At 72.5% G+C, this 22,930-nt stretch carries 25 protein-coding genes and 1 tRNA gene; 13 read left to right on the top strand and 13 right to left on the bottom strand.

The window, feature by feature from the left end:
• The 5 genes from ABME02_RS13060 (at position 1) to ABME02_RS13040 (ending at position 4,951) form a co-directional block, all read left to right on the top strand.
• The gene (locus ABME02_RS13060) at positions 1-510 is read left to right on the top strand and encodes a flavodoxin domain-containing protein (RefSeq protein ID WP_353815774.1); all 510 of its coding nucleotides are present in this window, start codon (positions 1-3) and stop codon (positions 508-510) included.
• A gap of 154 nt (positions 511-664) precedes the next feature.
• Positions 665-736 (top strand) — tRNA-Gln (locus ABME02_RS13055).
• 1 nt (position 737) lies between these two features.
• Positions 738-2,198, top strand: a complete 1,461-nt coding sequence (gene glmU / locus ABME02_RS13050; protein WP_353815773.1) for a bifunctional UDP-N-acetylglucosamine diphosphorylase/glucosamine-1-phosphate N-acetyltransferase GlmU — start codon at positions 738-740, stop codon at positions 2,196-2,198.
• 33 nt (positions 2,199-2,231) lie between these two features.
• Complete coding sequence (locus ABME02_RS13045; RefSeq protein WP_353815772.1) at positions 2,232-3,209, top strand: ribose-phosphate diphosphokinase; 978 nt, start codon at positions 2,232-2,234, stop codon at positions 3,207-3,209.
• Positions 3,209-4,951 (top strand): long-chain-fatty-acid--CoA ligase, encoded by a 1,743-nt coding sequence (locus ABME02_RS13040; protein ID WP_353815771.1) that lies wholly within the window; start codon positions 3,209-3,211, stop codon positions 4,949-4,951. Before ABME02_RS13045 ends, ABME02_RS13040 begins: the two co-directional genes overlap by 1 nt.
• Here ABME02_RS13040 and ABME02_RS13035 read toward each other — a convergent pair.
• The 5 genes from ABME02_RS13035 to ABME02_RS13015 form a co-directional block, all read right to left on the bottom strand.
• Positions 4,948-5,352, bottom strand: a complete 405-nt coding sequence (locus ABME02_RS13035) for a hypothetical protein (RefSeq protein WP_353815770.1) — start codon at positions 5,350-5,352, stop codon at positions 4,948-4,950. The two genes, ABME02_RS13040 and ABME02_RS13035, sit on opposite strands and share 4 nt — an antisense overlap.
• Entirely contained in the window at positions 5,307-5,636 is a 330-nt protein-coding gene (locus ABME02_RS13030; RefSeq protein WP_353815769.1) for a DUF202 domain-containing protein, read from the bottom strand. Before ABME02_RS13030 ends, ABME02_RS13035 begins: the two co-directional genes overlap by 46 nt.
• A complete protein-coding gene (locus ABME02_RS13025; RefSeq protein ID WP_324613663.1) occupies positions 5,633-5,989 on the bottom strand; it encodes a DUF202 domain-containing protein in 357 nt (118 codons plus the stop codon). Before ABME02_RS13025 ends, ABME02_RS13030 begins: the two co-directional genes overlap by 4 nt.
• A gap of 45 nt (positions 5,990-6,034) precedes the next feature.
• The gene (gnd, locus tag ABME02_RS13020) at positions 6,035-7,504 is read right to left on the bottom strand and encodes an NADP-dependent phosphogluconate dehydrogenase (protein WP_353815768.1); all 1,470 of its coding nucleotides are present in this window, start codon (positions 7,502-7,504) and stop codon (positions 6,035-6,037) included.
• A gap of 162 nt (positions 7,505-7,666) precedes the next feature.
• Positions 7,667-8,386 (bottom strand): FadR/GntR family transcriptional regulator, encoded by a 720-nt coding sequence (locus ABME02_RS13015; protein ID WP_353815767.1) that lies wholly within the window; start codon positions 8,384-8,386, stop codon positions 7,667-7,669.
• Positions 8,387-8,563: 177 nt separating this feature from the next.
• Here ABME02_RS13015 and ABME02_RS13010 point away from each other — a divergent pair, with 177 nt between their 5' ends.
• Positions 8,564-9,748: an FAD-dependent oxidoreductase gene (locus ABME02_RS13010; protein ID WP_353815766.1), complete on the top strand. Its 1,185-nt coding sequence runs from the start codon at positions 8,564-8,566 to the stop codon at positions 9,746-9,748.
• Here ABME02_RS13010 and ABME02_RS13005 read toward each other — a convergent pair.
• Positions 9,727-10,287, bottom strand: coding sequence for an SRPBCC family protein (locus tag ABME02_RS13005; RefSeq protein WP_353815765.1), 561 nt, complete (start codon positions 10,285-10,287; stop codon positions 9,727-9,729). The two genes, ABME02_RS13010 and ABME02_RS13005, sit on opposite strands and share 22 nt — an antisense overlap.
• 99 nt (positions 10,288-10,386) lie before the next feature.
• Here ABME02_RS13005 and ABME02_RS13000 point away from each other — a divergent pair, with 99 nt between their 5' ends.
• The gene (locus tag ABME02_RS13000; protein ID WP_353815764.1) at positions 10,387-11,178 is read left to right on the top strand and encodes a hemerythrin domain-containing protein; all 792 of its coding nucleotides are present in this window, start codon (positions 10,387-10,389) and stop codon (positions 11,176-11,178) included.
• 1 nt (position 11,179) lies between these two features.
• Here the strand turns inward: ABME02_RS13000 and ABME02_RS12995 are convergent, their stop codons facing one another.
• Complete coding sequence (locus ABME02_RS12995; RefSeq protein ID WP_353815763.1) at positions 11,180-12,022, bottom strand: UbiA family prenyltransferase; 843 nt, start codon at positions 12,020-12,022, stop codon at positions 11,180-11,182.
• Positions 12,023-12,262: 240 nt separating this feature from the next.
• Between ABME02_RS12995 and ABME02_RS12990 the strand changes: the two genes are divergently transcribed.
• Entirely contained in the window at positions 12,263-12,898 is a 636-nt protein-coding gene (locus ABME02_RS12990) for a 50S ribosomal protein L25/general stress protein Ctc (protein ID WP_353815762.1), read from the top strand.
• Positions 12,899-13,050: 152 nt separating this feature from the next.
• Positions 13,051-13,635, top strand: coding sequence for an aminoacyl-tRNA hydrolase (gene pth / locus ABME02_RS12985; protein WP_353815819.1), 585 nt, complete (start codon positions 13,051-13,053; stop codon positions 13,633-13,635).
• 42 nt (positions 13,636-13,677) lie between these two features.
• On the opposite strand, the gene ABME02_RS12980 is transcribed toward pth, so the two are convergent.
• Genes ABME02_RS12980 through ABME02_RS12970 form a run of 3 tightly spaced genes read right to left on the bottom strand, consistent with a single transcriptional unit; the run spans position 13,678 to position 15,036 of the window.
• Complete coding sequence (locus ABME02_RS12980; RefSeq protein WP_353815761.1) at positions 13,678-14,034, bottom strand: thioredoxin family protein; 357 nt, start codon at positions 14,032-14,034, stop codon at positions 13,678-13,680.
• Complete coding sequence (locus tag ABME02_RS12975; RefSeq protein ID WP_353815760.1) at positions 14,027-14,701, bottom strand: cation efflux transmembrane domain-containing protein; 675 nt, start codon at positions 14,699-14,701, stop codon at positions 14,027-14,029. The genes ABME02_RS12980 and ABME02_RS12975 overlap by 8 nt, the downstream gene beginning before the upstream one ends.
• Complete coding sequence (locus ABME02_RS12970; protein WP_353815759.1) at positions 14,701-15,036, bottom strand: ArsR/SmtB family transcription factor; 336 nt, start codon at positions 15,034-15,036, stop codon at positions 14,701-14,703. Before ABME02_RS12970 ends, ABME02_RS12975 begins: the two co-directional genes overlap by 1 nt.
• 169 nt (positions 15,037-15,205) lie before the next feature.
• Here ABME02_RS12970 and ABME02_RS12965 point away from each other — a divergent pair, with 169 nt between their 5' ends.
• From ABME02_RS12965 to ABME02_RS12955, 3 genes are read left to right on the top strand one after another with little or no spacing between them, the layout of a single operon-like run.
• Complete coding sequence (locus ABME02_RS12965; protein WP_353815758.1) at positions 15,206-15,694, top strand: hypothetical protein; 489 nt, start codon at positions 15,206-15,208, stop codon at positions 15,692-15,694.
• Positions 15,694-16,101, top strand: a complete 408-nt coding sequence (locus tag ABME02_RS12960; RefSeq protein ID WP_353815818.1) for a MerR family DNA-binding protein — start codon at positions 15,694-15,696, stop codon at positions 16,099-16,101. Before ABME02_RS12965 ends, ABME02_RS12960 begins: the two co-directional genes overlap by 1 nt.
• Positions 16,102-16,137: 36 nt before the next feature.
• Positions 16,138-16,329 carry a hypothetical protein gene (locus ABME02_RS12955; protein WP_353815757.1) on the top strand — a complete coding sequence of 64 codons (192 nt, stop codon included), beginning with the start codon at positions 16,138-16,140 and terminating at the stop codon, positions 16,327-16,329.
• Between the two features lie 84 nt (positions 16,330-16,413).
• Here ABME02_RS12955 and ABME02_RS12950 read toward each other — a convergent pair whose 3' ends face one another.
• Together ABME02_RS12950 and ABME02_RS12945 are read right to left on the bottom strand one after the other, a co-directional pair.
• Complete coding sequence (locus tag ABME02_RS12950) at positions 16,414-16,914, bottom strand: hypothetical protein (RefSeq protein WP_353815756.1); 501 nt, start codon at positions 16,912-16,914, stop codon at positions 16,414-16,416.
• A 17-nt stretch (positions 16,915-16,931) separates the two neighbouring features.
• The gene (locus ABME02_RS12945; protein ID WP_353815755.1) at positions 16,932-17,639 is read right to left on the bottom strand and encodes an RNase H family protein; all 708 of its coding nucleotides are present in this window, start codon (positions 17,637-17,639) and stop codon (positions 16,932-16,934) included.
• 105 nt (positions 17,640-17,744) lie between these two features.
• Between ABME02_RS12945 and mfd the strand changes: the two genes are divergently transcribed.
• The gene (gene mfd, locus ABME02_RS12940; RefSeq protein ID WP_353815754.1) at positions 17,745-21,413 is read left to right on the top strand and encodes a transcription-repair coupling factor; all 3,669 of its coding nucleotides are present in this window, start codon (positions 17,745-17,747) and stop codon (positions 21,411-21,413) included.
• A gap of 222 nt (positions 21,414-21,635) precedes the next feature.
• On the opposite strand, the gene nhaA is transcribed toward mfd, so the two are convergent.
• Positions 21,636-22,838: a Na+/H+ antiporter NhaA gene (gene nhaA, locus ABME02_RS12935; RefSeq protein WP_353815753.1), complete on the bottom strand. Its 1,203-nt coding sequence runs from the start codon at positions 22,836-22,838 to the stop codon at positions 21,636-21,638.
• Between the last annotated feature and the right edge of the window lie 92 nt (positions 22,839-22,930).

The following is a 22,930-nucleotide window of genomic DNA, read 5'->3' as shown; positions in this document are numbered from 1 at the left end:
ATGGCACACGTCCTCGTCGCCTACGCGACCAAGCACCAGTCCACCGCCGAGATCGCCGATGCGATCGTCCGCGAACTCCGCGCGCGTGGCCACGACGCCGAGGCCACGGAGGCAGGGCACGCCACCGTCGACGGGTTCGACGCCGTCGTGCTCGGCAGTGCCACGTACGCCGGTCGGTGGCGCCGGGAGGCCCGGCACTTCCTCTCGCACCACCGCGACCGGCTCGCCTCGATTCCGTTCTGGGTCTTCAGCTCCGGTCCGATCGGGGAGCCGAAGGCCGACGCCCCGCCCGAGGACGACACGTGGCTCGAGCCGCGCAAGGTGATCGAGGAGGCGGAGGCACTGGGCGTGCGCGACCACGTCGTCTTCGGCGGACGTGTGCCGGAGGATCCGGGCAACTTCGTCGAACGCGCGATGCTGCGGAACACCCCGGAGGAGTTCCGGGACCGCCGGGACTGGGACGAGATCCGCGCGTGGGCGGACCGGATCGCCGACGCCCTCGAGACCTGAGCGCCGACGCGACGTCGACTCGGGCCCGTCCGCGCCGGCGGCCGTGCACGGCTCGCGCCGACGACGGCGCCCTCGCCCCGCATCGCCGGATGCGCCCCGCATGGCAGACTTGACACCGCGCCCGAGGGCCGCCCGCGGGCGGCCCCGCGCGCGGTCCGCCATGGTGTAACGGCAGCACGACAGCCTTTGGAGCTGTGAGGACCAGGTTCGAATCCTGGTGGCGGAGCATGGATGAGAACCTCGCGATCATCGTGCTCGCAGCGGGTCAGGGCACCCGCATGAAGTCGGCCACGCCGAAGATCCTGCACCCGCTGGCGGGCGCCCCGATCATCGCCCACGTGCTCGCCACGGCGCGCGCCCTGGATGCCAGGTACGTGGTCGCGGTCGTCCGCCACGAGCGCGACCTCGTCGCCGGCGCCATCCAGGCCGAGCTGCCCGAGGCGGTCATCGTCGACCAGGACGAGGTCGCCGGCACCGGGCGCGCGGTGGAGCAGGCCATCGCGGCGCTCCCCGACGACTTCACCGGCGACGTCCTCGTCCTGAACGGCGACGTGCCCCTCCTCAACGCCTCCACGCTCACCGAGATGCTCGAGCGTCACCGGGCCGACGGGCTCGCGGCATCCGTCCTCTCCGCGCGGTACGACGACCCGACCGGCTACGGGCGCATCGTCCGCAGCGCCGAGGGCGCGTTCGACCGCATCGTGGAGCAGAAGGACGCGACCGACGACGAACTCGCGATCGACGAGATCAACGCGGGCGTCTACGCGTTCGGGGCGGGCGCGCTGCGCGACCAGCTCGCGAACCTCACGACCGACAACGCGCAGGGCGAGAAGTACCTGACCGACATCATCGCCCTGCTCCGGGCGTCGGGCTCCGAGGTGAAGGCGCGACCGGTCTCCGAGGCATGGCTCGTGGCGGGCGTGAACGACCGCGCGCAGCTCTCCGAGACGGCGGCGCGGCTGAACGCGCTCATCGTGCGGGGCTGGCAGTTGAACGGCGTCACGATCGAGGACCCGGCGACCACCTGGATCGACCTCGCCGTGCGCATCGAGCCCGACGTCACCCTCCGCCCGGGCACGCAGCTGAAGGGCGCGACCGCGATCGCGACCGGCGCGGTCGTCGGGCCCGACACGACCCTCGTCGACTGCGAGGTGGGCGAGCGAGCCGAGGTGAAGCGCACGGATGCCACGCTGGCGGTGATCGGCGCCGGTGCGACGGTCGGCCCGTTCGCCTACCTCCGTCCCAACACGGTGCTCGACGCCGACGGCAAGATCGGCACCTTCGTCGAGACGAAGAACGCGCACATCGGCACGGGCAGCAAGGTTCCGCACCTCTCGTACATCGGCGACACCGAGATCGGCGAGGGGTCGAACGTCGGCGCCGGCTCCATCACCGCGAACTACGACGGCGTGGAGAAGCACCGGACGACCATCGGATCGCACGTGCGCACCGGCTCGCACGGCGTGTTCGTCGCGCCCGTTACGATTGGGGACGGGGCGTACACGGGGGCAGGCACGGTCGTCCGCAAGGACGTGCCGGCCGGTGCGCTCGGCGTGAACGTCGCCCCGCAACGCAACATCGACGGATGGGTCCAGCAGCACCGTGCGGGAACCGCGGCCGCCCAGGCGGCCGAGGCCGCGCACGAGAGCGGCGGGACCGACGAGGGCGATGAGCGCGAAGCCGAATAGCACCCGGCCAGGCCGGTGGGAAGGACTGTGACCATGTCGGGAATCGAGACCACCGGATCGAAGCGGCTCGTCCTCGTGTCGGGGCGTGCGCATCCGGCGCTCGCGAAGCACATCGCCGCCGAGCTCGGCAGCGAGTTGGTCCCGACCGATGCGCGCACGTTCGCCAACGGCGAGCTCTACGCGCGCTACGACGAGAGCGTGCGCGGGTCCGATGCGTTCGTCATCCAATCGCACGCCGCGCCGATCAACGAGTGGCTCATGGAGCAGCTCATCATGGTCGATGCGCTGAAGCGAGCGTCGGCGAAGCGCATCACCGTCGTCTCGCCGTTCTACCCCTACGCCCGCCAGGACAAGAAGGGCCGCGGCCGCGAGCCGATCTCGGCGCGCCTGGTCGCCGACCTCTACAAGGCGGCGGGCGCCGACCGGATCATGTCGATCGACCTGCACGCCGCGCAGATCCAGGGCTTCTTCGACGGGCCCGTCGACCACCTCTTCGCGATGCCCGTGCTGCTCGAGGAGTTCAAGAACTCTCTCGACCCCGAGACCCTCACGGTGGTCTCGCCCGACATGGGCCGCGTGCGCGTCGCCGACATCTGGTCCGACAAGCTCGGCGTGCCGCTCGCGATCATCCACAAGCGCCGCGACCCGCTCGTGCCGAACCAGGTCTCGGTCCACGAGATCGTGGGCGAGGTCGACGGTCGCGTGTGCCTGCTCGTCGACGACCTCATCGACACCGGGCGCACGATCGTGAAGGCCGCCGAGGCGCTCAAGGCGAACGGTGCGACCGGCGTCGTCGTCGCGGCGACGCACGCGGTCTTCTCGAACCCGGCGACCGAGATCCTGCAGTCCGACTTCATCGACCGCGTCGTCGTCACGGACACGCTGCCGCTGCCCGAGGAGAAGCGCTGGGACCGCCTCACGGTGCTCCCGATCGCGCCGCTGCTGGCGCGCGCCATCCACGAGGTCTTCGAGGACGGCTCCGTCACGAGCATGTTCGACGGGGCCGCCTGATGACGGATGCCGCGGCCAGGCCCTGGCTCGCGAGCTACGCCCCGGGCGTCCCGCACTCCCTCCCCGCGCCCGAGGGGTCGCTCATCGACCTGATCCACCACACGGTCGAGCAGTACCCGGATCGCCCCGCCCTGGAGTTCTTCGGCCGCACGACGACGTACGCCGCGCTCGGCGAGCAGGTCGACCGCGCCGCCGAGGGCCTGCGACGGCTCGGCGTGCAGGCCGGCGACCCGGTCGCGATCGTGCTGCCGAACTGCCCGCAGCACATCATCGCGTTCTACGCGGTGCTCCGGCTCGGCGCGATCGTCGTGGAGCACAACCCGCTGTACACGCCGCGTGAGCTGCGGCACCAGTTCGAGGACCATGGCGCCCGCGTCGTGATCGCGTGGGACAAGGTCGTCGGGACGATCCAGGACTTCCCCGACGACCTGGCGATGCGTCACATCGTGTCGGTCGACCTCACGCGGGCGATGCCGTTGACGACGCGCCTCGCGCTCCGACTGCCGATCGCGAAGGCCCGCGAGGCGCGAGCCGCGCTCACCACGAGCGTGCAGGGCACGGTGCCGTGGCGCGAGCTCGTGGCATCCGACCGCATCGCGTCGCACATCCACGCGCCGCGCGTCGGCGACGTGGCGCTGATCCAGTACACGAGCGGCACCACCGGCAGCCCGAAGGGCGCCACCCTCACGCACGCCAACCTGCTCGCGAACGCGGCGCAGGCGCGCGCGTGGGTGCCCGAGATCGAGCGCGGCACCTCGGTCGTGTACGCGGTGCTGCCCATGTTCCACGCCTACGGCCTGACGCTGTGCCTCACGTTCGCGATGAGCATGGGCTCGCGGCTCGTGCTGTTCCCGCGGTTCGATCCCGACCTGGTGCTGAAGGTCGTGAAGAAGCATCCGCCGACGTTCCTGCCGGCCGTGCCGCCGATCTACGAGCGCCTCACCGCGGCCGCCGCAGAGCAGGGCGTCTCGCTCGAGGGCATCGCCATCGCGATCTCGGGAGCCATGCCGTTGTCGGCATCCGTCGTCGAACCGTGGGAGGAGAAGACCGGCGGCTACCTCGTCGAGGGCTACGGGCTGTCAGAATGCTCGCCCGTGCTCATGGCGAACCCCGTCGCGCCGACCCGCAAGGCGGGCACCGTGGGGCTGCCCCTGCCCGACACCGAGTGCCGCGTGGTCGACCCCGATGCGCCGATGCACGACGTGCCCGCGGGCGAGCGCGGCGAGCTCGTCGTCCGCGGACCGCAGGTGTTCAGCGGCTACTGGCACAAGCCCGAGGAGACCGCAGCGGTCTTCGTCGACGACCCCGCCGGCGGTGCGCCCTGGTTCCGCACCGGTGACATCGTCACGATCGACGATGACGGCTTCGTCCGCATCGTCGACCGCATCAAGGAGCTCATCATCACGGGCGGGTTCAACGTCGCGCCGAGCGAGGTGGAGGATGCGATCCGCCAGCACCCGGACGTCGCGGACTGCGCCGTCGTGGGGATGCCCGACGAGCGATCCGGCGAGGAGGTCGTGGCCGCGGTCGTCCTCCGGCCCGGGGCGTCCCTCGACGCCGAGGGGATCCGCACCGCGGTGCGCGACCGGCTGACGCCGTACAAGGTGCCGCGCCGCGTGGTCGCCGTCGACGACCTGCCGCGTTCGCTGATCGGCAAGGTGATCCGCCGTCAGGTGCGCGACCGCCTGGCCGGAACGGGTTCCACCGGCTCGACCGAGGCCGGGGCAGGCGCGACCGACTAGGCGTCGCGGCCGGGCGTCGCGGGCCTCGGGAACGCGGGCATCGGTCCGAGGTTGCCGAGCACCGTGCTCGAACCGGACGGCGCGACCGCGATGCACAGCCACCCCGGCCCGCCGCGCGCGAAGAGGTCGAACTCGACGCGCGAGTCGTCGAGCCTGCTGAGGTCGGCGACGTACGCGGCGCACGCGTTCGCGGCCGCCGAGCGGGCGACCCCGAACGCCGAGAGCACGACGGGCAGCACCATCGCGCCGAGCGCGAGGACCACCGCGATGCGGATGGCCCGCCTCCGGCGGGCGCCGATGACCGGTCCGTCGTCGAGGCCGCCGGATTCCTCCCACCCGCCCGTGGGCCCGACGTTCACCATGGCGAGCTCGCGAGCATGGACCAGGTCGCCGCGGCGCACGCGAGCAGCGTGGCGCCGAGCACGGTCCAGGCCATGGGCAGGGGCAGGGGCAGCGGCGTCGCCGCGGCGGTGAGCGTCCGTCGGCGATGCCACCCGGCGACGAGGATCGCGACCGCGCCGGCGAGGAGCACGACGGATGCCGCCACGAGCCAGGTCTTGTCGCTGATCAGCCCTTCCCGGAGGACGAGAAGGGCGTTCAGCGCGACGGCGAACGAGGTGCGCGTCCAGGCGAGCGCGGTCCGCTCGGGCTGCAGGCCCGGATCGCGCGCGACGGCGTCCGTCATGACGTCACCACGAACAGGGCCGCGAGCACCGCCGCCGCGAGCAGGCCGATCGCGGAGATGAGCGGCAGCACCCAGCTGAACGGCAGCGGCCCGTTCCGTCGCATCGCGATCTCGTTGGCGCGCCAGCGCGTGTACGCGCCGACGCTGAGGATCGCCGCCGCGATCGCGAGCACGACCGCGAGGACCAGCACCGCCACGCGCGGCTCGAGGGCGGTGGCGAACTGGTCGAGGAGCACCGCGCCCGCGAGCAGCGCGAGCGCGGTGCGGATCCACGCGAGGAAGGTGCGCTCGTTGGCGAGCGTGAACCGGTAGTCCGGGTGCTCGCCGTCGCGGCGCCACGATGGTTCGCGCACTGCGCGCCTCCTTGCCTCGCGTGGGATCCGTCCGTCCAGTATCGGTCAGTGCGAGGAGGGCGTGGTCTCGATCTCGCTGCGGTCGCCCGACCAGAGCGTGTGGAACACGCCAGGCACGTCGACGCGCTTGTAGGTGTGCGCGCCGAAGAAGTCGCGCTGGCCCTGCACGAGCGCGGCGGGGAGCCGGTCGGCGCGCAGGCCGTCGTAGTAGGCGAGCGACGACGAGAACGCCGGCGTCGGGATGCCGGCTTGCGCGGCGGTCGCGACGACGCGGCGCCAGGACGACTGCCCGTTCGCGATCGCGTCGCGGAAGTACGGCGCGACCGCGAGGGCGACGAGCGTCGGGTCCTCGGCGTAGGCCTCGGCGATGCGGTTCAGGAAGCGGGCGCGGATGATGCAGCCCGCACGCCAGATCTTCGCGACCTCGCCCTTGTGCACGTTCCAGCCGTACTGCTCGGCGCCCGCGATGATCTCGTCGAAGCCCTGCGAGTAGGCGATGATCTTCGAGGCGTAGAGCGCCTTGCGGACGTCCTCGATGAAGGCGTCGGCGTCGTCGGGGGCGACCGACCAGGCCTCGTCGGGGCCGGGGAGGTCGGCGGCGGCCTCGCGCTGCGCGCGCTTGGAGCTCAGCGACCGGGCGAACACGGCCTCGGCGATCCCGGAGACCGGCACGCCGAGGTCGAGCGCGTTCTGCACGGTCCAGGCGCCCGTGCCCTTCGCGCCGGCCTCGTCGAGGATGACGTCGACGAGCGGCCGCCCGGTCGCGGCATCCGTCTGCCGGAGCACCTCGGCGGTGATCTCGATGAGGTAGCTCTCGAGCTCGCCCGTGTTCCACTCGGCGAACACGTCGGCGATCTCGGCGGGGGTCTTGCCCGTGCCGCGGCGGATGAGGTCGTAGGCCTCGGCGATGAGCTGCATGTCGGCGTACTCGATGCCGTTGTGGACCATCTTGACGAAGTGGCCGGCGCCATCGGTGCCGATGTGGGTGACGCAGGGCTCGCCCTCGGCGACCGCGGCGATCGAGGCGAGGATCGGGCCGAGCGTCTCGTACGACTCGGCCGAACCGCCGGGCATGATCGAGGGGCCGTGCAGCGCGCCCTCCTCGCCGCCGGAGATGCCGGCGCCGACGAAGTGGATGCCGGTCGGCTTGATCTCGGCCTCGCGGCGGATCGTGTCGTGGAAGTTCGCGTTGCCGCCGTCGACGATGATGTCGCCCGGCTCGAAGCGCGAGACGAGCTCGGAGATGACGGCGTCGGTGCCGCGCCCGGCCTGGACCATGATGATCGCGGTGCGGGGCCTGGCGAGGGAGGCCACGAAGTCGTCGTAGCTCTCGGAGGCGACGAAGCCGGCCTCGGGGTGCTCGCCGGTGAGGGTGTGCGTGCGCTCGGGGGAGCGGTTGAACACCGCGACGGTGTTGCCCTCGCGGCTCGCGAGGTTGCGTGCGAGGTTCGAGCCCATGACGGCGAGGCCGACGACTCCGATGTTGGCGCTGGCGGTGGTGGTGCTCTCGGGCATGCTCATTGCTCCTGCGACGGGTGGGGTTCCGGGCACCACGCTAGCAGGGCGGTGCCGCTCAAGAATCAGACGTCAACCAGTATTGCACCGAATACGTATGACTTAAAACGGATGGCGCGATGTGACGTCGCGGGCGCTCGTGACGTGCCGCTCGGCGCGGCCTCAGGCCGTGGGCGACGCCCTCGGGATGTCGCGCCAGGTGCGCTCGACGTCGTCGGCAGTGCGGCCAAGCACCCTGAGCATGGCCTCACGTGCGGCGCCCGCGCGACCGGCGAGGATCGCATCGGCGACGTCGACGTGCCACTGCATCGCCTCCTCGCTCGGGTGCGCCGGCATCAGCCCGCTCGAGGTGCGACCGTGCAGCACCTCGCCGACCGCGTCGCCCAGCGCGGCGAACATCTCGTTGCCCGACGCGCGCAGCACCGTCCGGTGGAACTCGATGTCGCGCTCGAGGAACGCCTCGGCATCGCCGGCCCGCCCCGCAGCACGCATCGCGGCGGCGATCCCCATCAGCTCGGCGCCCTGCTCCGGCGGCGCGAATCGCGCCGCGAGCTCCGCCGCCACCGGCTCCACGGCCGTGCGCAGCTCGGTGAGCGAACGCAACTGCGCGCCCTTGCGAGCGGACCCGAGCCGCCAGCGGATCACCGACGGATCGAACAGGTTCCACGACGCCATCGGGAGCACCCGGATCCCGACGCGACGCACCGACTCGACGAGCCCCAGCGACTGCGCCACGCGGACCGCCTCGCGCACGACGGACCGGGACACCCGCAGGTCGGCCTCGAGCACCTCGGTGCGCAGGATCGCACCGGGCTCGAGTTCGCCCGACACGATCCGCGAGCCGAGGTGCTCGACGGCCAGGTCGTGCAGTCGGGAACCCATGGGCCGAGCATATCGGCGGGGTGCGGCCTGGCCCGGCCGGCGGCCGCGTTCGCAGTGGATATCGTGGACCATGCCCGCGCGGAGCATGTCCGACCTCGGCGCCGGCCCGGCCGACGGCAGGGCGGCGGCGTGCCGACGGGCCGGTGCGGACGCGGCTGCCGGCACCGGGAGTCGATCGTGCGCGACGTGATCATCGTCGGCGCGGGCCCGGTCGGCGTCCTGCTCGCCGCCGACCTCTCCCGGCGGGGGCTCGACGTCGAGGTGCTCGAGCGTCGGGAGGCCGCCGGACGAGGCAGCCGGGCGGTCGGCGTGCATCCGCCCGTGCTCGCCGCACTCGAGCCGTCAGGGGTCACCGAGCGACTGCTCGATGGCGCCGTGCGGGTGGGGCGCGGTGAGGCCCGCGCAGGGGGCCGGGTGATCGGCGTCGTGCGCTTCGACCGTCTCGCGGTGCGGTTCCCGTTCGTGGCGACGCAGCCGCAGCACCGCACCGAGGCGGCGCTGGCCGTGGGTGGGCCCGAACCGGTCCGCGGTGCGACCGTGCTCGCGGCGCTGCCCCGGCCGGATCACGCCGTCGTGCGCGTCGCGATCGGCGGTCGCACCGTCGAGCGTCGGGGCCGCATCGTCGTCGTCGCAGCGGGAGCGGCGGGGCGAGGCGTCGCGCTCCGGCGCGACCGGGCGACCGCACGCGACTACGGCGACCGCTACCTGATGGCCGACGCCGAGGTGGGGGAGCGGACGGACGCCGAGGTGGCGGTCGTGCACCTGCATCGCGACGGCGTGCTCGAGTCGTTCCCGCTGCCCGGGGGCACGCGACGGTTCGTCGCCTGGGACCCGCCGGGCGCCGAGGCATCAGCCCCGGCCCGGGTCGAGCGCCTGCGTCGGGCGCTCGCCGTCAGGGGAGAGGCCGACGCCGCGCACGCGATCACGGAGGCCACGGCCTTCGGCGTGCGCCGGTTCGTCTCGCCGTCGATGCGCCGGGGTCGCGTGCTCGTCGTCGGGGATGCCGCCCACGAGGTCAGCCCGATCGGCGGACAGGGGATGAACCTCGGACTCCTCGATGCGGCCACCCTCGCGCCCCTGCTCGCGCGGTGGATCGACTCGGGCGCCGAGCCCGGGCTCGCCCTCGAGCGGTGGGAGCGGCGGCGCGTGGCCTCCTCGCAGGTCGCCGCGCGGCTGGCGGGATGGAACACCGCACTGGGTCGGCCGCGGTCGCCTGGCGGCGACGCCGTGCGGCGAGCGGGCCTGCAGGCGGGGCTCGCGCCGCCGCTCGGTGCGCTGTTCGCGCGCGCGTACGCGATGGGGTTCGACCGCGACGCGCTCCCGTCGGCCGGGGGCGTCGATCACGCCGACGGCGGATCGTGACGTCGCTGCCATCGTCCCGCCGCGCGCGCCCGTCGGGTCAGCAGGCGATCCAGTCGCCGGAAGTCGCCGGCCAGGATCCAGTGCGTCGCCCACTGCGGGAGCCAGCCGGCCTGCCAGCGGAGCGATCCCGCGAGGTCGCCCCGGTAGTCGGCCCTGACCCGCGTCTCCGCGCCGGCCGCGGTGCACGCGTACTCGACGCGCGCGTTCCACGGCGCTGAGGACAGCCAGACCACGCGCCGGCCCTCCTCGAGGAGCTCGAGCGTGTCGATGAAGTGCGCCCGGAACGGGCCGATCCGGTCGGTGGACATCCATCGCGTGCCGACTCGGACCGGTCCGTCGTCGATCTGCCTGCGGAACGCCACGGCCGGGGCGAACTCGTGCCATCTCATCGGGTCCGCCAGGTAGGGGAAGACCACCTCGACCGGATGGTGCACCGTCGCCAGCACGACGACATGCCGCTCCCAGCGACGCAGCCCGGTCGTCGGCCCGGCCCGACGTCCGTCGGTCGGACCCCCGCCAGCGGAAGCTCGACCCTCCACGGGCGCGAGTGTATTTCGCCGGTCACGGCGACGCAATCGTCCCGGAGCGCGCCCGATCGTTCGGACCCGGGGCGGGACGGGCGCGGGTGTAGAATCCGGGTGTTCGCCGCGGGACGCGGCATCCACCCGCAGCTCCGTGACGAGATCGGGGTGAAGATGGCCGAGAAGCTGCCGTCGTCCGGCTCGCTGCCCGAGGGGCAGGTCGCGGGGTGCGACACGTCGGGCATGATCCTCGTGCATCGCATCTTCCGCTGGCTGTACCGCGAGCTGCCGCTGCTCGTCCGCGACGTGGAACCCGGCGACGTCGAGCGAGCCGAGGTCGTCGGGATCTACGCCAGGCTCGACTTCTTCGCCCTCCACCTGCACCACCGCACCGAGGACACCGTGCTGTGGGACACCCTCGCCGCGCGGGAGCCGGGCTGTGCCGCGCACGTGGAGCTGATGCGGGCGCAGCATGCGGAGGTCGCATCCCAGCTCGCCCGCATCGAACCCCAGCTCGCCCCGTGGGTCGAGACGGCCGATGCGGAACTCCGCGACGCGTTCGCCACGGACATCGAGTTCCTCCGCGACACGCTCCTGGTGCACCTCGGGAGGGAGGAGCACGACATCCTCCCGGTCGCCGGCGCGGTGATGTCCCAGCCGGAGTGGGACGAGCTCGAGGCGCACACGCGCGCCACGCTCATGGCGCGCCGCAAGGAGTTCCCGAGGGACGTGCTCTCGCTGCAGCTCGGCCTGCTCCTCGCGAGCGTGCCCGAGGCGGAGCGCGACGCGTGGTACCACGCGAACGTCCCCGCGCCCATCCGACTGCTCTACCTCCTGCTGATGAAGCGGCGGTACGACCGCGCGATGCAGGAGCTCTACCCCGACCGGCCCGTGCCGTCGATGTTCTGACTCAGCCCGCGAGCACCCGACCGGCTGCGACGAGCTGGGCGGCGAGGAGCAGCGCGGCGAGCATGACGAGCCGGAACAGCGTGCGCGAGGGCGGTCGGAGGAACGCCGTGGCGACCGTCGCCGCCGCGACCACGACGACGCCCGCGAAGAACACCCACGAGACCGTCGTCACCTCCGACGTCGCCCCGCCCGCCGTGCCGACGAGCACGACCGCAGCACCGACGACCACCGCGCACGCGGCGACGACCGTCGACGCCCGGGGTCCCCAGCGGTGCGGAAGTCCCCGCACCCCCGTGGCCGCGTCCTGGTCGAGGTCGGGCAGCACGTTCGTCAGGTGCACGGCGGCGCCGAGGGCGGCGCCGGCGATCCACGTCCACGCCGGCGCCACGGCCGGTTGCGGCGCCGAGAGGGTCGCGAGGCTCGGGAAGATCCCGAAGCTCACGAGGAAGGGGAGGATCGATGCCGCCGTCGACTTCAGCCACGCGTTGTAGGCCCAGGCCGATCCGAGGGCGAGGGCGTGCGCGGCGAGCATCGCCGGACCGAGCAGGGCCGAGAGCACCAGCGCGGACGCCAGCGCCGCCAGCGCGGCACCCCACGCGACGCGGAGCCCCACCTCGCCGCGCGCGATCGGCTTGTCGGGGCGCGAGGCGACCCGGTCGCGCGGCGCATCGATCGCGTCGTTGGAGATCCCCACCGAGAGCTGGCCCGCGAGGACCGCGACTCCGAGGAGCGCGATGCGGGCCGGATCGAGGCCGGCGGACCACCCGAGCGCCAATGCGAGCGCGGTCACGATCGAGCTCGGACCGGGGTGCGACGACCGCCACAGTGCCCCCGGAGTGCTCACGCGCACGATGGTCTCATATGCGCGCGTCGGGTCCGATCGCGGCATCCTGTAGACTGACCCATTGAACTTCGGCGAGGGATGCCGCCGGAGCCGGGCTCGTCCCGGTGCGGCATCCGTTATCGACGCGGTGGAATCAGACTCACGGCTGTTCCTCACGCTGGCTGCGCGCGCAGCCCCGGGCGTTCGAGTTGACACGACAGAAACCCACTCTGGGCCGCGAGCCCGCAAGGAGCCATCACCATGGACGAAGACAACAAGGTCGTCGCCGAACTGCGCGAGTCGTTCGGCAAGGGCGCTGCCCGCAAGATCCGCGCCGCCGACAAGATCCCCGCCGTGCTCTACGGCCACGGCAGCGAGCCGAAGCACCTGACGCTGCCCGGCCACGAGACCGCCCTGCTCATCCGCAAGGCCAACGCCGTGCTCGACCTGCAGATCAGCGGCAAGAGCCAGCTCGCCCTCGTCAAGGACGTGCAGAAGGACCCGGTGCGCCAGCTCATCGAGCACATCGACCTCATCGTCATCAAGCGCGGCGAGAAGGTCCAGGTCGAGGTGCCGGTGCACGTCGAGGGCGAGCCCGCATCGGGCACGATCGCCGACGTCGACGCCCACACGCTGCTGCTCGAGGTCGAGGCCACGCACATCCCCGAGAACGTCGCCGTGTCGGTCGAGGGCCTCGAGGAGGGCACGCAGGTGCTCGCGAAGGACGTCGAGCTGCCCAAGGGCGCCACGCTCGTCAGCGACGAGGAGCTCCTCGTCGTCAACGTCCACGTGCCGCAGAAGGTCGACCTCGGCGAGGAGCCCGAGGCCGCCGAGGGCGAGGAGGCCGTCGAGGCCGCTGCCGCCGAGGAGGCCGCAGAGGGCGAGTCGGCCGAGTAGTCGGTCCCGCTTCGTCGCGAGGGTCCGCGGCGCCGCATCCGGGTACGCTCGGATCGCGGGGCCGCGGGCCCTCCGCCGTTCCCACCATCACCTGCCCGGAGGCATCCGTGAACCTCATCGACCGCCTCCTGCACCGCCGGAAGGACGACCCCGTGTCCGACACCACCTGGCTCGTCGTCGGCCTGGGCAACCCCGGCGCGCAGTACGCCGGCAACCGGCACAACGTCGGCCAGATGGTCGCCGACGAACTCGCGTCGCGCATCGGCGCGACGTTCAAGAGCCACAAGACGCCGTCGCGCGTCGCCGAGGGCTTCCTCGGCCCCGGCCGGCCGAAGCTCGTGCTCGCGAAGCCGAACAGCTACATGAACACCTCCGGCGGACCGGTCTCGGCGCTGCTGAAGTTCTACTCGCTCGGCGCCGACCGCCTCATCGTGGTGCACGACGAGCTCGACATCCCGTTCGACACCGTGCGCCTGAAGCGGGGCGGAGGCCACGGCGGCCACAACGGGCTGCGCGACATCCAGAAGGCCGCGGGCTCGCCCGGCTTCACCCGGGTGCGCGTCGGCATCGGCCGCCCGCCGGGCCGCATGGATGCCGCGGACTACGTGCTGCGCGACTTCGCGGGCTCCGAGCGCGAGGCGCTGCCGAACCTGCTGTCGGATGCCGCGGACGCGGTCGAGGCCGTCGTCGAGCACGGGCTCGTGGCCGCCCAGCAGCGCTTCCACTCGCCGGCGTAGTGCGCTCGGGCCCGGTACGTCGGCACCGCGCACGCCTCGCCGTCAGGCACGCGAGCGGATCGCGTCCTCGAGCTGCGTTCGCGTCGGATGCCCGGCGATCCCGTCCGGCGTGAGGTAGACGCGGCACGCGAGCGCGTCCCCGCCCCGGTCGGAGGGGAACAGGTCGGCGCCGTCGACCAGGATGGTCGGCGAACCTGCGAAACGCGGGTCTCCCGCGCCGTCGCCGGGGTCGATCGCCCTCACCCTGATCGGGACGTCGCGGAGGCCACTCGCGTCGAGCACGGTGCGGAGCAGCCGAAGCGCCTCCTCCCAGTGCGGACAGTCGGCGAGGTGCAGCAGCTCGACGCGGAGGTCGGTGCCGGCGTACCCGGTCGCCGCGGCGTCGCCGTGTTCAGCCATCGTGCCCGTCCTCGTTCGGCTCGCCGGCGTCGAGGATCATCCCGACCGAGGTCGCGCAGGCGTCCCCCTTCCACGCCTCGACGCCCTCGCGGACCGCGAAGACCACGATGACCAGCCCGGCGAGCGGATCGGCCCACCACCAGCCGAAGAGGCTGTTCAGCAGCAGCCCGAGCAGCACGGCGGCCGACAGGTACGCGCAGATCAGCGTCTGCTTCGAGTCGGCGACGGCGGTCGCGGAGCCGAGCTCCCGCCCGGCGCGACGCTCGGCGAGCGAGAGGAGCGGCATGACCGCGACGCTCACCGCGGTCAGGACCAGCCCCACGGGGCTGTGCTCGGGATCGGACGCGCCGCTGAGCGCGAGCAGGGAACTCACCGTCACGTAGGCCGCGAGGGCGAAGAACGCGACCGCGATGACCCGCAACGTGCCGCGCTCCCACCGCTCAGGGTCGCGCCGCGTGAACTGCCAGGCGACCGCGGCGGCGGAGGTCACCTCGATCATCGAGTCCAGACCGAACCCGATCAGCGCGACCGACGACGCGATCGTCCCGGCGGCGAGGGCGACGACCGCCTCGATCACGTTGTAGCCGATCGTCGCCGCGACGATCAGCCGGATGCGACGCTGCAGCACGGTCCGGCGGGCATCGGTGATGAGGGCAGGCGAGGCCATCAGCAGGTGCACCCCGCCCCGTCGCAGCAGTCCGGATCGACGACCAGCACCAGGCGCAGCAGGTCGTCCAACGCGGTCGCGAGATGCGGGTCCGAGAGGCGATACGAGGCGCGACGGCCGTCGGGGATCGATTCCACCAGCCCGCACCCGCGAAGGCAGGCGAGCTGGTTCGACATCACCTGCCGGGAGACCCCCAACGTGTCGGCGAGGTCCGACGGGTACGCGGGCGCTTCGCGCAACGCCAGCAGGATGCTCGACCGCGTCGGATCCGACAGGGCATGCCCCAGTCGGGCGAGTGCAGCGGTATGCGTGACGGTCCCGGTCGAACTGGTCATACGAGCAAGATACAGAGACTCATGAATTCACGCCACCGTGTATCGGCGCGATGCGCTCGACGGACGCCGTCACGACACGCCGTCGTGACGGCGGCCGCCGGCGCCGTCGGACGGTCGGTCCACCTCGGGACTTGACCCTGCACCGGGGTGCGGGGTCGAGCATGATGGCATGACCTCCGGAACCGCCGCCACCCGTCAGTCGACCGACCGTCCCGAACCTCTCGCGCTTCCCGCTCCACGCGTGCCGTCCCCGCCTCGCGCCGAGCGCCACGTTCCGCTCGGCCGGGCCGGGGCGATCTACGACCTCGTCGTGACCATCGGCTTCGCGACCCCGTGGACCGCGGCCGCCGTGCTCGGGTCGCTGCACGCCCTGCACGTCGCGCTGGGGCTCCCGGGCAGCCCGCCGCCCGTCCTCGGACCGTTCGAACTCATGCTCACGGCCATGATGGGCACGGCCGTCGCCATGTGGGCGCTCGCGCGCATCCGGTATCCGTTCGCGTCGCTCATCGCGATCGACAGCGTCGGGCGCGTAGCCTTCTCGACGTGGATGGTGACGGCGCTCGTGTCCGGGGCGAGCCCCGTGATCGTGGTGTTCCTCGTGCCGGAGGCGATCTGGGCCATCCTGCAGGCGATCGGGGTCATCAGGGCGGTGCGGTGATGCACACGTCGGAGTTGGCCGCCGCCGCGGGTGTGCCCGTCAGCACCATCCGCTTCTACGAACGTCGCGGCCTCATCGCCGACCCGGCGCGCAGTCGCGCCGGGTACCGACGGTACGCGGCCTCGACGGCGGCCCGCATGAGGTTCATCGGACGCGCGAAGGCGCTCGGCTTCACCCTCGCCGACATCGCGGGGTTCCTCGACCTCTCCGATCGCGGGACGCCGCCCGACGTCACCGGGCTGGTGGCCGCGCAGATCGACGACCTCGACCGCCGAATCGCGGACCTCCAGCGCGTGCGCGCCGCGCTCGTCGATCTCGCCGATCGGCCGCCCGAACCCGGTCGCTGCCCGGTCATCGACGCGCTCGGCGCATCGCCGCCCGGCGAGTTCGAGACCGGCAGTCGATGACGCTGCTACCGTGAGCGCAGTTCGAGGGAGGCATCGATGGAGATGATCGTCGCGGGCGTGATCGGCGCACTGGTGATCACCGCGCTCGTGGTGGTCGTGGCTGTCCGTGATCGCCGTGCCGGCACCGCGTCGGGCGGCCGGGCGGCGGATGGCGCGGCCCACGCGGAGGCGCAGGCACGTGCCTACGGCGCGGATGCCGCACGCGACTCCGGCGCCGGGGCGATCTGACCCGGCCGGCGGACGATCGGAGCCGCCGCTCGGATCGAGCATCCCGCGCGCTGCCCGGTGATCGACGCGCTCGGATCCGTCGGCTCACTCCGGGGCCGTGCAGCGACTGGTCGACCTGAGGATGATGCGGGGCGACCCGCTCTCGATGCTGGCCGTGATCCGGGTCACGAGGAGCCGTCGGTCGACGAGCTTCGCACGGAGCGGCTCCGTGCGGTACTCCGGCCCGCGGTACTCCCACCCGTCCTCGGAGGTGAACTCCCCGCCGAGGGCGTTGACCCATGCGACGCGATCGAGCGCCGGATCGAGGTCGACGACGCGTCGCACGTTCACCTGTCGGCCGCCGTCGCCCGTGACGCACGGGACCTGCTCGCTCGACTGCGTCGAGGCGAGCACGAGGTCCTCCGGGATGGTCCGCTCGATCTCGTCGAACACCTCGGTGAGTTCGGTCTCGGCGGCCGTGGTCGAGGCGGGCCTCGGGTCGGGCACGACGCGCGTGGCGACCCACACGCCGAGGATGAGAACGGCGACGGCGACGGCCGAGATGAGGGTGAGTCCGGGGCGCTTCCGCCCGGAACGACGGGTCATGGCCCGACGGTATCCCATCAGATGAGGCTGCGGAGGAACTCCCCGGGGGTGAGCCCGGCGGCGCGCGCGCGCTCGACCAGGCGGGTGTGCTCCTCGGTGGTCAGCTCGAGCGACAGGGTGCGCCAGTCGGCCTCGGGCTCGTCGAAGTCGAAGAGCGCCGCGTCCTCCGCCTCGCGGTCGGCGATCACCGACGCGGCCGGAACCGGGGGCTCGACGGCGGTGTCGGGCGCCGCACCGGCCGCGGCATCCGTCGCCGGTTCGCACTCGCCGACCCAGCCGGGCCCGCTCGGGATGTCGCCGCCGCGGCGGTACGCCTCGGCGACGGCGCGGGCGCGCTCGTCGGCGGCCTCGTTCATCGGGTGGCCGACGTGGCCGCGGACCCACTCGAAGCGGTAGCGGCGCCCGGCGATCGCGGCGTCGAGCTGCTCGAGCAGCTCGCGATTCAGGACGGGCGATCCGTCCGCCTTGCGCCAGCCCTTGCGCTTCCAGCCGGCCATCCACTTCGTGACGGAGTTGATCACGTACTGGCTGTCGCACTGCACGAGCAGCTCGTCGTCGAGGTGGGCGGTCGCGCGGAACAGCTCGAGCACCGCGGTCAGCTCGCCCTGGTTGTTCGTCGCGCGGGGCCATCCGCCCGCCGCCCAGCAGTCGTCGGAGACGTACCAGGCCCAGCCCGCCGGGCCGGGGTTGCCGAGGGCGGAGCCGTCGGCGGCGGCGATGATCATGCGGTGGTCCTTCCGGTGGGGGCGAGCGGCGACCATGCTATCGGCGCCCGCCGACCAACCGAGCCTCCCGGCCGCCGTGTCAGCGGGCGCGCGTAGACTGCTCCGGTGATCCTGCAGGGCTTGAACACGGCGCTTTCGCGCGCCTCCACGATCGATCGAGCCCTCGCGGAGGCCGAGCGGAACGCCGACTTCTCCGCGCCGACCGGGCTCGACGCGCCCCTCCTCGCGGGCCTGCTCGGCCGGCGCGCGGCCGACGGCCACCCGCCCGTCCTGTTCGTCGTCACCGCGACGAGCCGCGAGGGGGAGTCGCTCCGAACCTCGCTCGCGCCGTACCTCGACGATGCCGAGATCCTCGAGTTCCCCGCCTGGGAGACCCTGCCCCACGAGCGGCTCAGCCCGAGCGCCGAGACGGTCGGGCGGCGCCTCCACGCGATCCGGCGGATGGCGGCGTGGAGCACGGAGGGCACGAGGCATCCGCTCGTCGTCGTCGCCTCGGTGCGCGCCGCCCTGCAGCCCGTCGCCGACAACCTCGCCGACCTCACGCCCATCGAGCTCGCCGCGGGCGGGCGCGGCCACGACCTGCCGGACATCGCGACGCGGCTCGTCGACCTCGCCTACGCGCGCGTCGACATGGTCTCGCGTCGTGGCGAGTTCGCCGTCCGCGGCGGCATCCTCGACGTCTTCCCGCCGACGGCCGACCATCCCGTCCGCGTCGACTTCTTCGGCGACGAGGTCGAGGAGCTCCGGGCGTTCTCGGTCGCCGACCAGCGTTCGCTGCCCGACAAGGTCGAGCGCGTGCTCCTGGCGCCGAGTCGTGAACTGCTGCTCACCGAGCCGGTGCGCCAGCGCGCCCGCGAGATGGTGCACGAGTTCCCCAACCTGTCGGGCATGCTCGAGCGCATCGCAGAGGGCATCCCGGTCGAGGGCATGGAGTCGCTCGCGCCCGCGCTGCTCGAGCGCCTGGTGCCGGTCACCTCCTACCTGCCCGCGGGCGCCGCGGTCGCGGTCGTCGGGCCCGAGCGCGTCGCGGGTCGCGCGGTCAGCCTCGGCGAGACGAACCGCGAGTTCCTCGCGGCGGCCTGGGATGCCGCGACCGCCGGCGCCGCCGCCCCGATCGACCTCGCCGCCGGCGACTTCCTGACCCTCCGAGCGCTCCGCGAATCGGTGCTGTTCAGCGCACCCGGCTCGTCCGATCCCGATCGCGTGTGGTGGACCTTCTCGAGCTTCGACCAGGGCGACGCGGCCGAGGCGGTCGGCGAGACCGCGGGTGGGGCGGATGCCTCGTACGTGCGCGTCGCGGCGACGACCGTGCCGAGCTTCCAGGGCAACGTCGAGGGCGCCGTCGCGCACGTCGGCGAGCGGCTGCGCGACGGCTGGAGCCTCGTCGTCGCGGCCGCCGGACACGGGCTCGTCGAGCGCGCGCGCGACGTGCTCGCCGAGCACGGGCTCGCCGGCCGCATCGTCGACTCGGTGCCCGACGAACTCGAACCGGGCGTCGCGTTCCTCGTGCAGGCGCAGGCGGCCGCCGGGTTCGAGGTGCCGGAGGCCAAGGTCGGGCTCATCGCCGAGGCCGAGTTCTACGGGCGGTCGGCCGGCTACGACACGCGTCAGGTCAAGAAGCTCGCGAGCCGGCGCCGCAACGTCGTCGACCCGCTGCAGCTGAAGGCCGGAGACCACGTCGTGCATTCCACGCACGGCATCGGCCGCTTCGTCGAGCTCGTGCAGCGCGAGGTGGCAGCCGGCTCCCGGCCGACCGGGCCGAGCCGCACGGCCGGCATCCAGCAGGCGCCGAAGACCGTGCGCGAGTACGTCGTGCTCGAGTACGCGCCGTCGAAGCGCGGCCAGGCCGGCGACCGCCTCTACGTGCCGATGGACCAGCTCGACCTGCTCAGCCGCTACGTCGGCGGCGAGGCGCCGAGCCTGTCGAAGATGGGCGGCAGCGACTGGTCGCAGGCCAAGTCGCGCGCGCGAAAGGCCGTCCGCGACATCGCCGTCGAGCTCGTCAAGCTGTACTCGGCGCGGATGGCGGCGAAGGGCCACGCGTTCGGACAGGACACCCCGTGGCAGCACGAGCTGGAGGAGGCGTTCCCCTACGCCGAGACGCCCGACCAGCTGCAGACCATCGACGAGGTGAAGGCCGACATGGAGCGGCCCATCCCGATGGACCGCCTGCTCGCGGGCGACGTCGGCTTCGGCAAGACCGAGGTCGCCGTGCGCGCGGCGTTCAAGGCCATCCAGGACGGCAAGCAGGTCGCGATGCTGGTGCCGACGACCCTCCTCGTCCGGCAGCACCTCGAGACCTTCTCGGAGCGGTTCGCCGGATTCCCCGTGCACGTGCGCGCGCTCAGCCGGTTCCAGACCGACAAGGAGGTCCGTGAGACGGTCGCAGGCCTCGCAGACGGCACCGTCGACATGGTCATCGGCACGCACCGGATCCTCACCGAGAAGGTCTTGTTCAAGGACCTCGGCCTCATGATCATCGACGAGGAGCAGCGGTTCGGCGTCGAGCACAAGGACCAGCTGAAGAGGCTGAAGACCAACGTCGACATCCTGGCGATGAGCGCGACGCCGATCCCGCGCACGCTCGAGATGGCCGTCACCGGCATCCGCGAGATGTCGACGCTCGCGACCCCGCCGGAGGACCGGCACCCGATCCTCACCTTCGTCGGCCCCTACACCGACCAGCAGGTCGCTGCCGCCATCCGCCGCGAGATGCTCCGCGAGGGCCAGGTGTTCTTCGTGCACAATCGGGTGTCCTCGATCAACCGAGTCGCGGCGCAGCTCGCCGAACTCGTGCCGGAGGCCCGCATCGCGGTCGCGCACGGCCAGCTGAACGAGCACGTGCTCGAGCAGATCGTCGTCGACTTCTGGGAGCGCAAGTTCGACGTGCTCGTCTCGACGACGATCATCGAGACCGGCCTCGACATCTCCAACGCGAACACGATCATCATCGACCGGGCCGACAAGTACGGTCTCTCGCAGCTGCACCAGCTCCGCGGGCGCGTCGGCCGCGGACGCGAGCGCGCATACGCCTACTTCCTGTACGACCCGGCCAAGCCGCTCTCCGAGACCGCGCACGACCGGCTGTCGACGATCGCGGCCAACAACGAGCTCGGCAGCGGCATGCAGGTCGCCCTGAAGGACCTCGAGATCCGCGGTGCGGGCAACCTGCTGGGAGCCGAGCAGGCGGGGCACATCGCGGGCGTCGGCTTCGACCTCTACCTGCGCATGATCGGCGAGGCGGTGAACGCGTTCCGCGGCGACGTCGCCGAGGGCCAGACCGAGCTGCGGCTCGAGCTGCCCGTCGACGCGCACATCCCGGAGGACTACGTCGACAGCGAGCGCCTGCGCCTCGAGGCGTACCAGAAGCTGTCGGCCGCGAGCGGCCCCGCTGCGAAGGACGGCCAGATCGACCTCGTCGTCGAGGAGCTCGTCGACCGCTACGGCGAGCTGCCCGAACCGGTCGAGCACCTCGTCGCGGTCTCACGCCTGCGACGGACGGCCCAGCTCGCCGGGCTCTCCGATGTCATCGCGACGGGGTCGAAGCTCCGCATCGCGCCGGCGAAGCTCCCCGACTCCCGCCGTGTGCGACTCGAGCGCATGTACCCGGGCGCGAAGCTGTTCCCGCAGAACGACGTCATCCTCGTGCCGTTCCCGACGCCGGGCGGCGAGGCGCCGGGCGACGCCGACCTCATCCAGTGGGTGTCGAACCTGATCGGCGTGATCTTCCCGGCGGAGCAGTCGGCCGCGCCCGCCGCCGCCCCCGCGAACTGACGCCGCGCGCGCCGCGCCGACGCGGCGCCGCGTCGCGCCGCGCTGACGCCGCGGGCGCGACAGCGAGCGTGCGCGCGCATGCGGGATCCCGCGACCTGCGCATCGGTCGGGAGGAACATCGGGTCCCGGCGCGGCGTGTCGCCGCTCGACACGCCGCCGGTGCGGCGGATCTTCCTCCCGAGCGACGTCCGGCACGCCGGCCGTCCCGCGGCCCGGCGCCGATCAGTGCGCGAGCGGCCCGCCGACGCCTTCCGCAGCACCGCTGCGCCGGTACGCGCGCGACTTCAGGCTGACGAAGACCGCCGAGATGGCGATCGCGATCCCGGAACCGATGAGCACGGCGACGACGCCCTGGTCGGCGACATCGGGGTACTCGCGGAAGGCGAGCTCGTTCATCAGCAGCGACACCGTGAAGCCGATGCCGCCGAGTGCGCCGACCATCGCGACGTCCGACCAGGTGAGCGGCTTGATGCCGGTGCGGCGATGCACGAACAGCGTCGCGATCCCGCCGATGAGGGTGATGCCGACGATCTTGCCGACCGGGAGGCCGACGAGGATGCCCCAGAACGCCGGGTCGAGCTCGCTCGGTCGCACGGCGGGGATCGCCACGAGCGCGGCGGAGAAGGCGAACAGCGGCAGGATCACGGCGTTCGACGCCGGCTCGAGCGAGTGCACGGCGCGTCCCGCGGGGCGACGCGACATGACGAGGCCGAGCATCACGCCGGCGATCGTGGCGTGCACGCCCGAGAGGTAGACGAACGACCAGGTGAGCACGGCGAACGTCCAGAGGGCCACCATCACCGGCCACTGGGCGCGACGCGCGAGCACGTACGGCGACCGGGGGGAGAGCAGCCGGCTCATCATGCCGAACAGGGTGACCGTGATGGCGGCGAACCCGAGCCAGGCGAGGTCGGCGTCGCTCGTGAAGAAGAAGGCGATGATGAGGATCGCGATGAGGTCGTCGAGCACGGCGAGCGCGAGCAGGAAGACGCGGACGCGCGTCGGGATGAATCGCCCGAACATGGCGAGCACGCCCAGGGCGAACGCGATGTCGGTCGCGGTCGGAATGGGCCAGCCGTCGGCGGTCGGGCCGGCGCCGGCGAACGCCAGGAACACGAGCGCGGGCGCGACGACGCCGCCGAGTGCGGCGATGGCGGGCAGCGCCGCCTTCGAGAAGCTGTTCAGTTCGCCGATGACGAGCTCGCGTCGGAGTTCCACCGCGACGATGAAGAAGAAGACGGCGAGCAGTCCGTCGCTCACCCAGTGCCCGAGCGACAGGTCGAGTCCCGTGAACGGGATCGCGAGGTGTGCGTGCTTGAACTCGACGAGGTCGTGCCCGATCGGCGAGTTCGCGATCACGAGGCCGAGCACGGCGGCGGCGAGGAGGAGCGACGCGGAGACGCGCTCGGAGCGGAGGAAGTTCATGGCACCTCTGACGGGGACGGGAACGGCGGCGGAACCGTGCGGAAACATCGACGACGCGTGACGCGTCGGCCGACCAGACTTCCCGGCACTCC

It is taken from the genome of Agromyces zhanjiangensis, assembly GCF_040496055.1.
Lineage (GTDB): Bacteria > Actinomycetota > Actinomycetes > Actinomycetales > Microbacteriaceae > Agromyces > Agromyces zhanjiangensis.
This window is presented reverse-complemented; position numbering and strand designations above follow the sequence as displayed.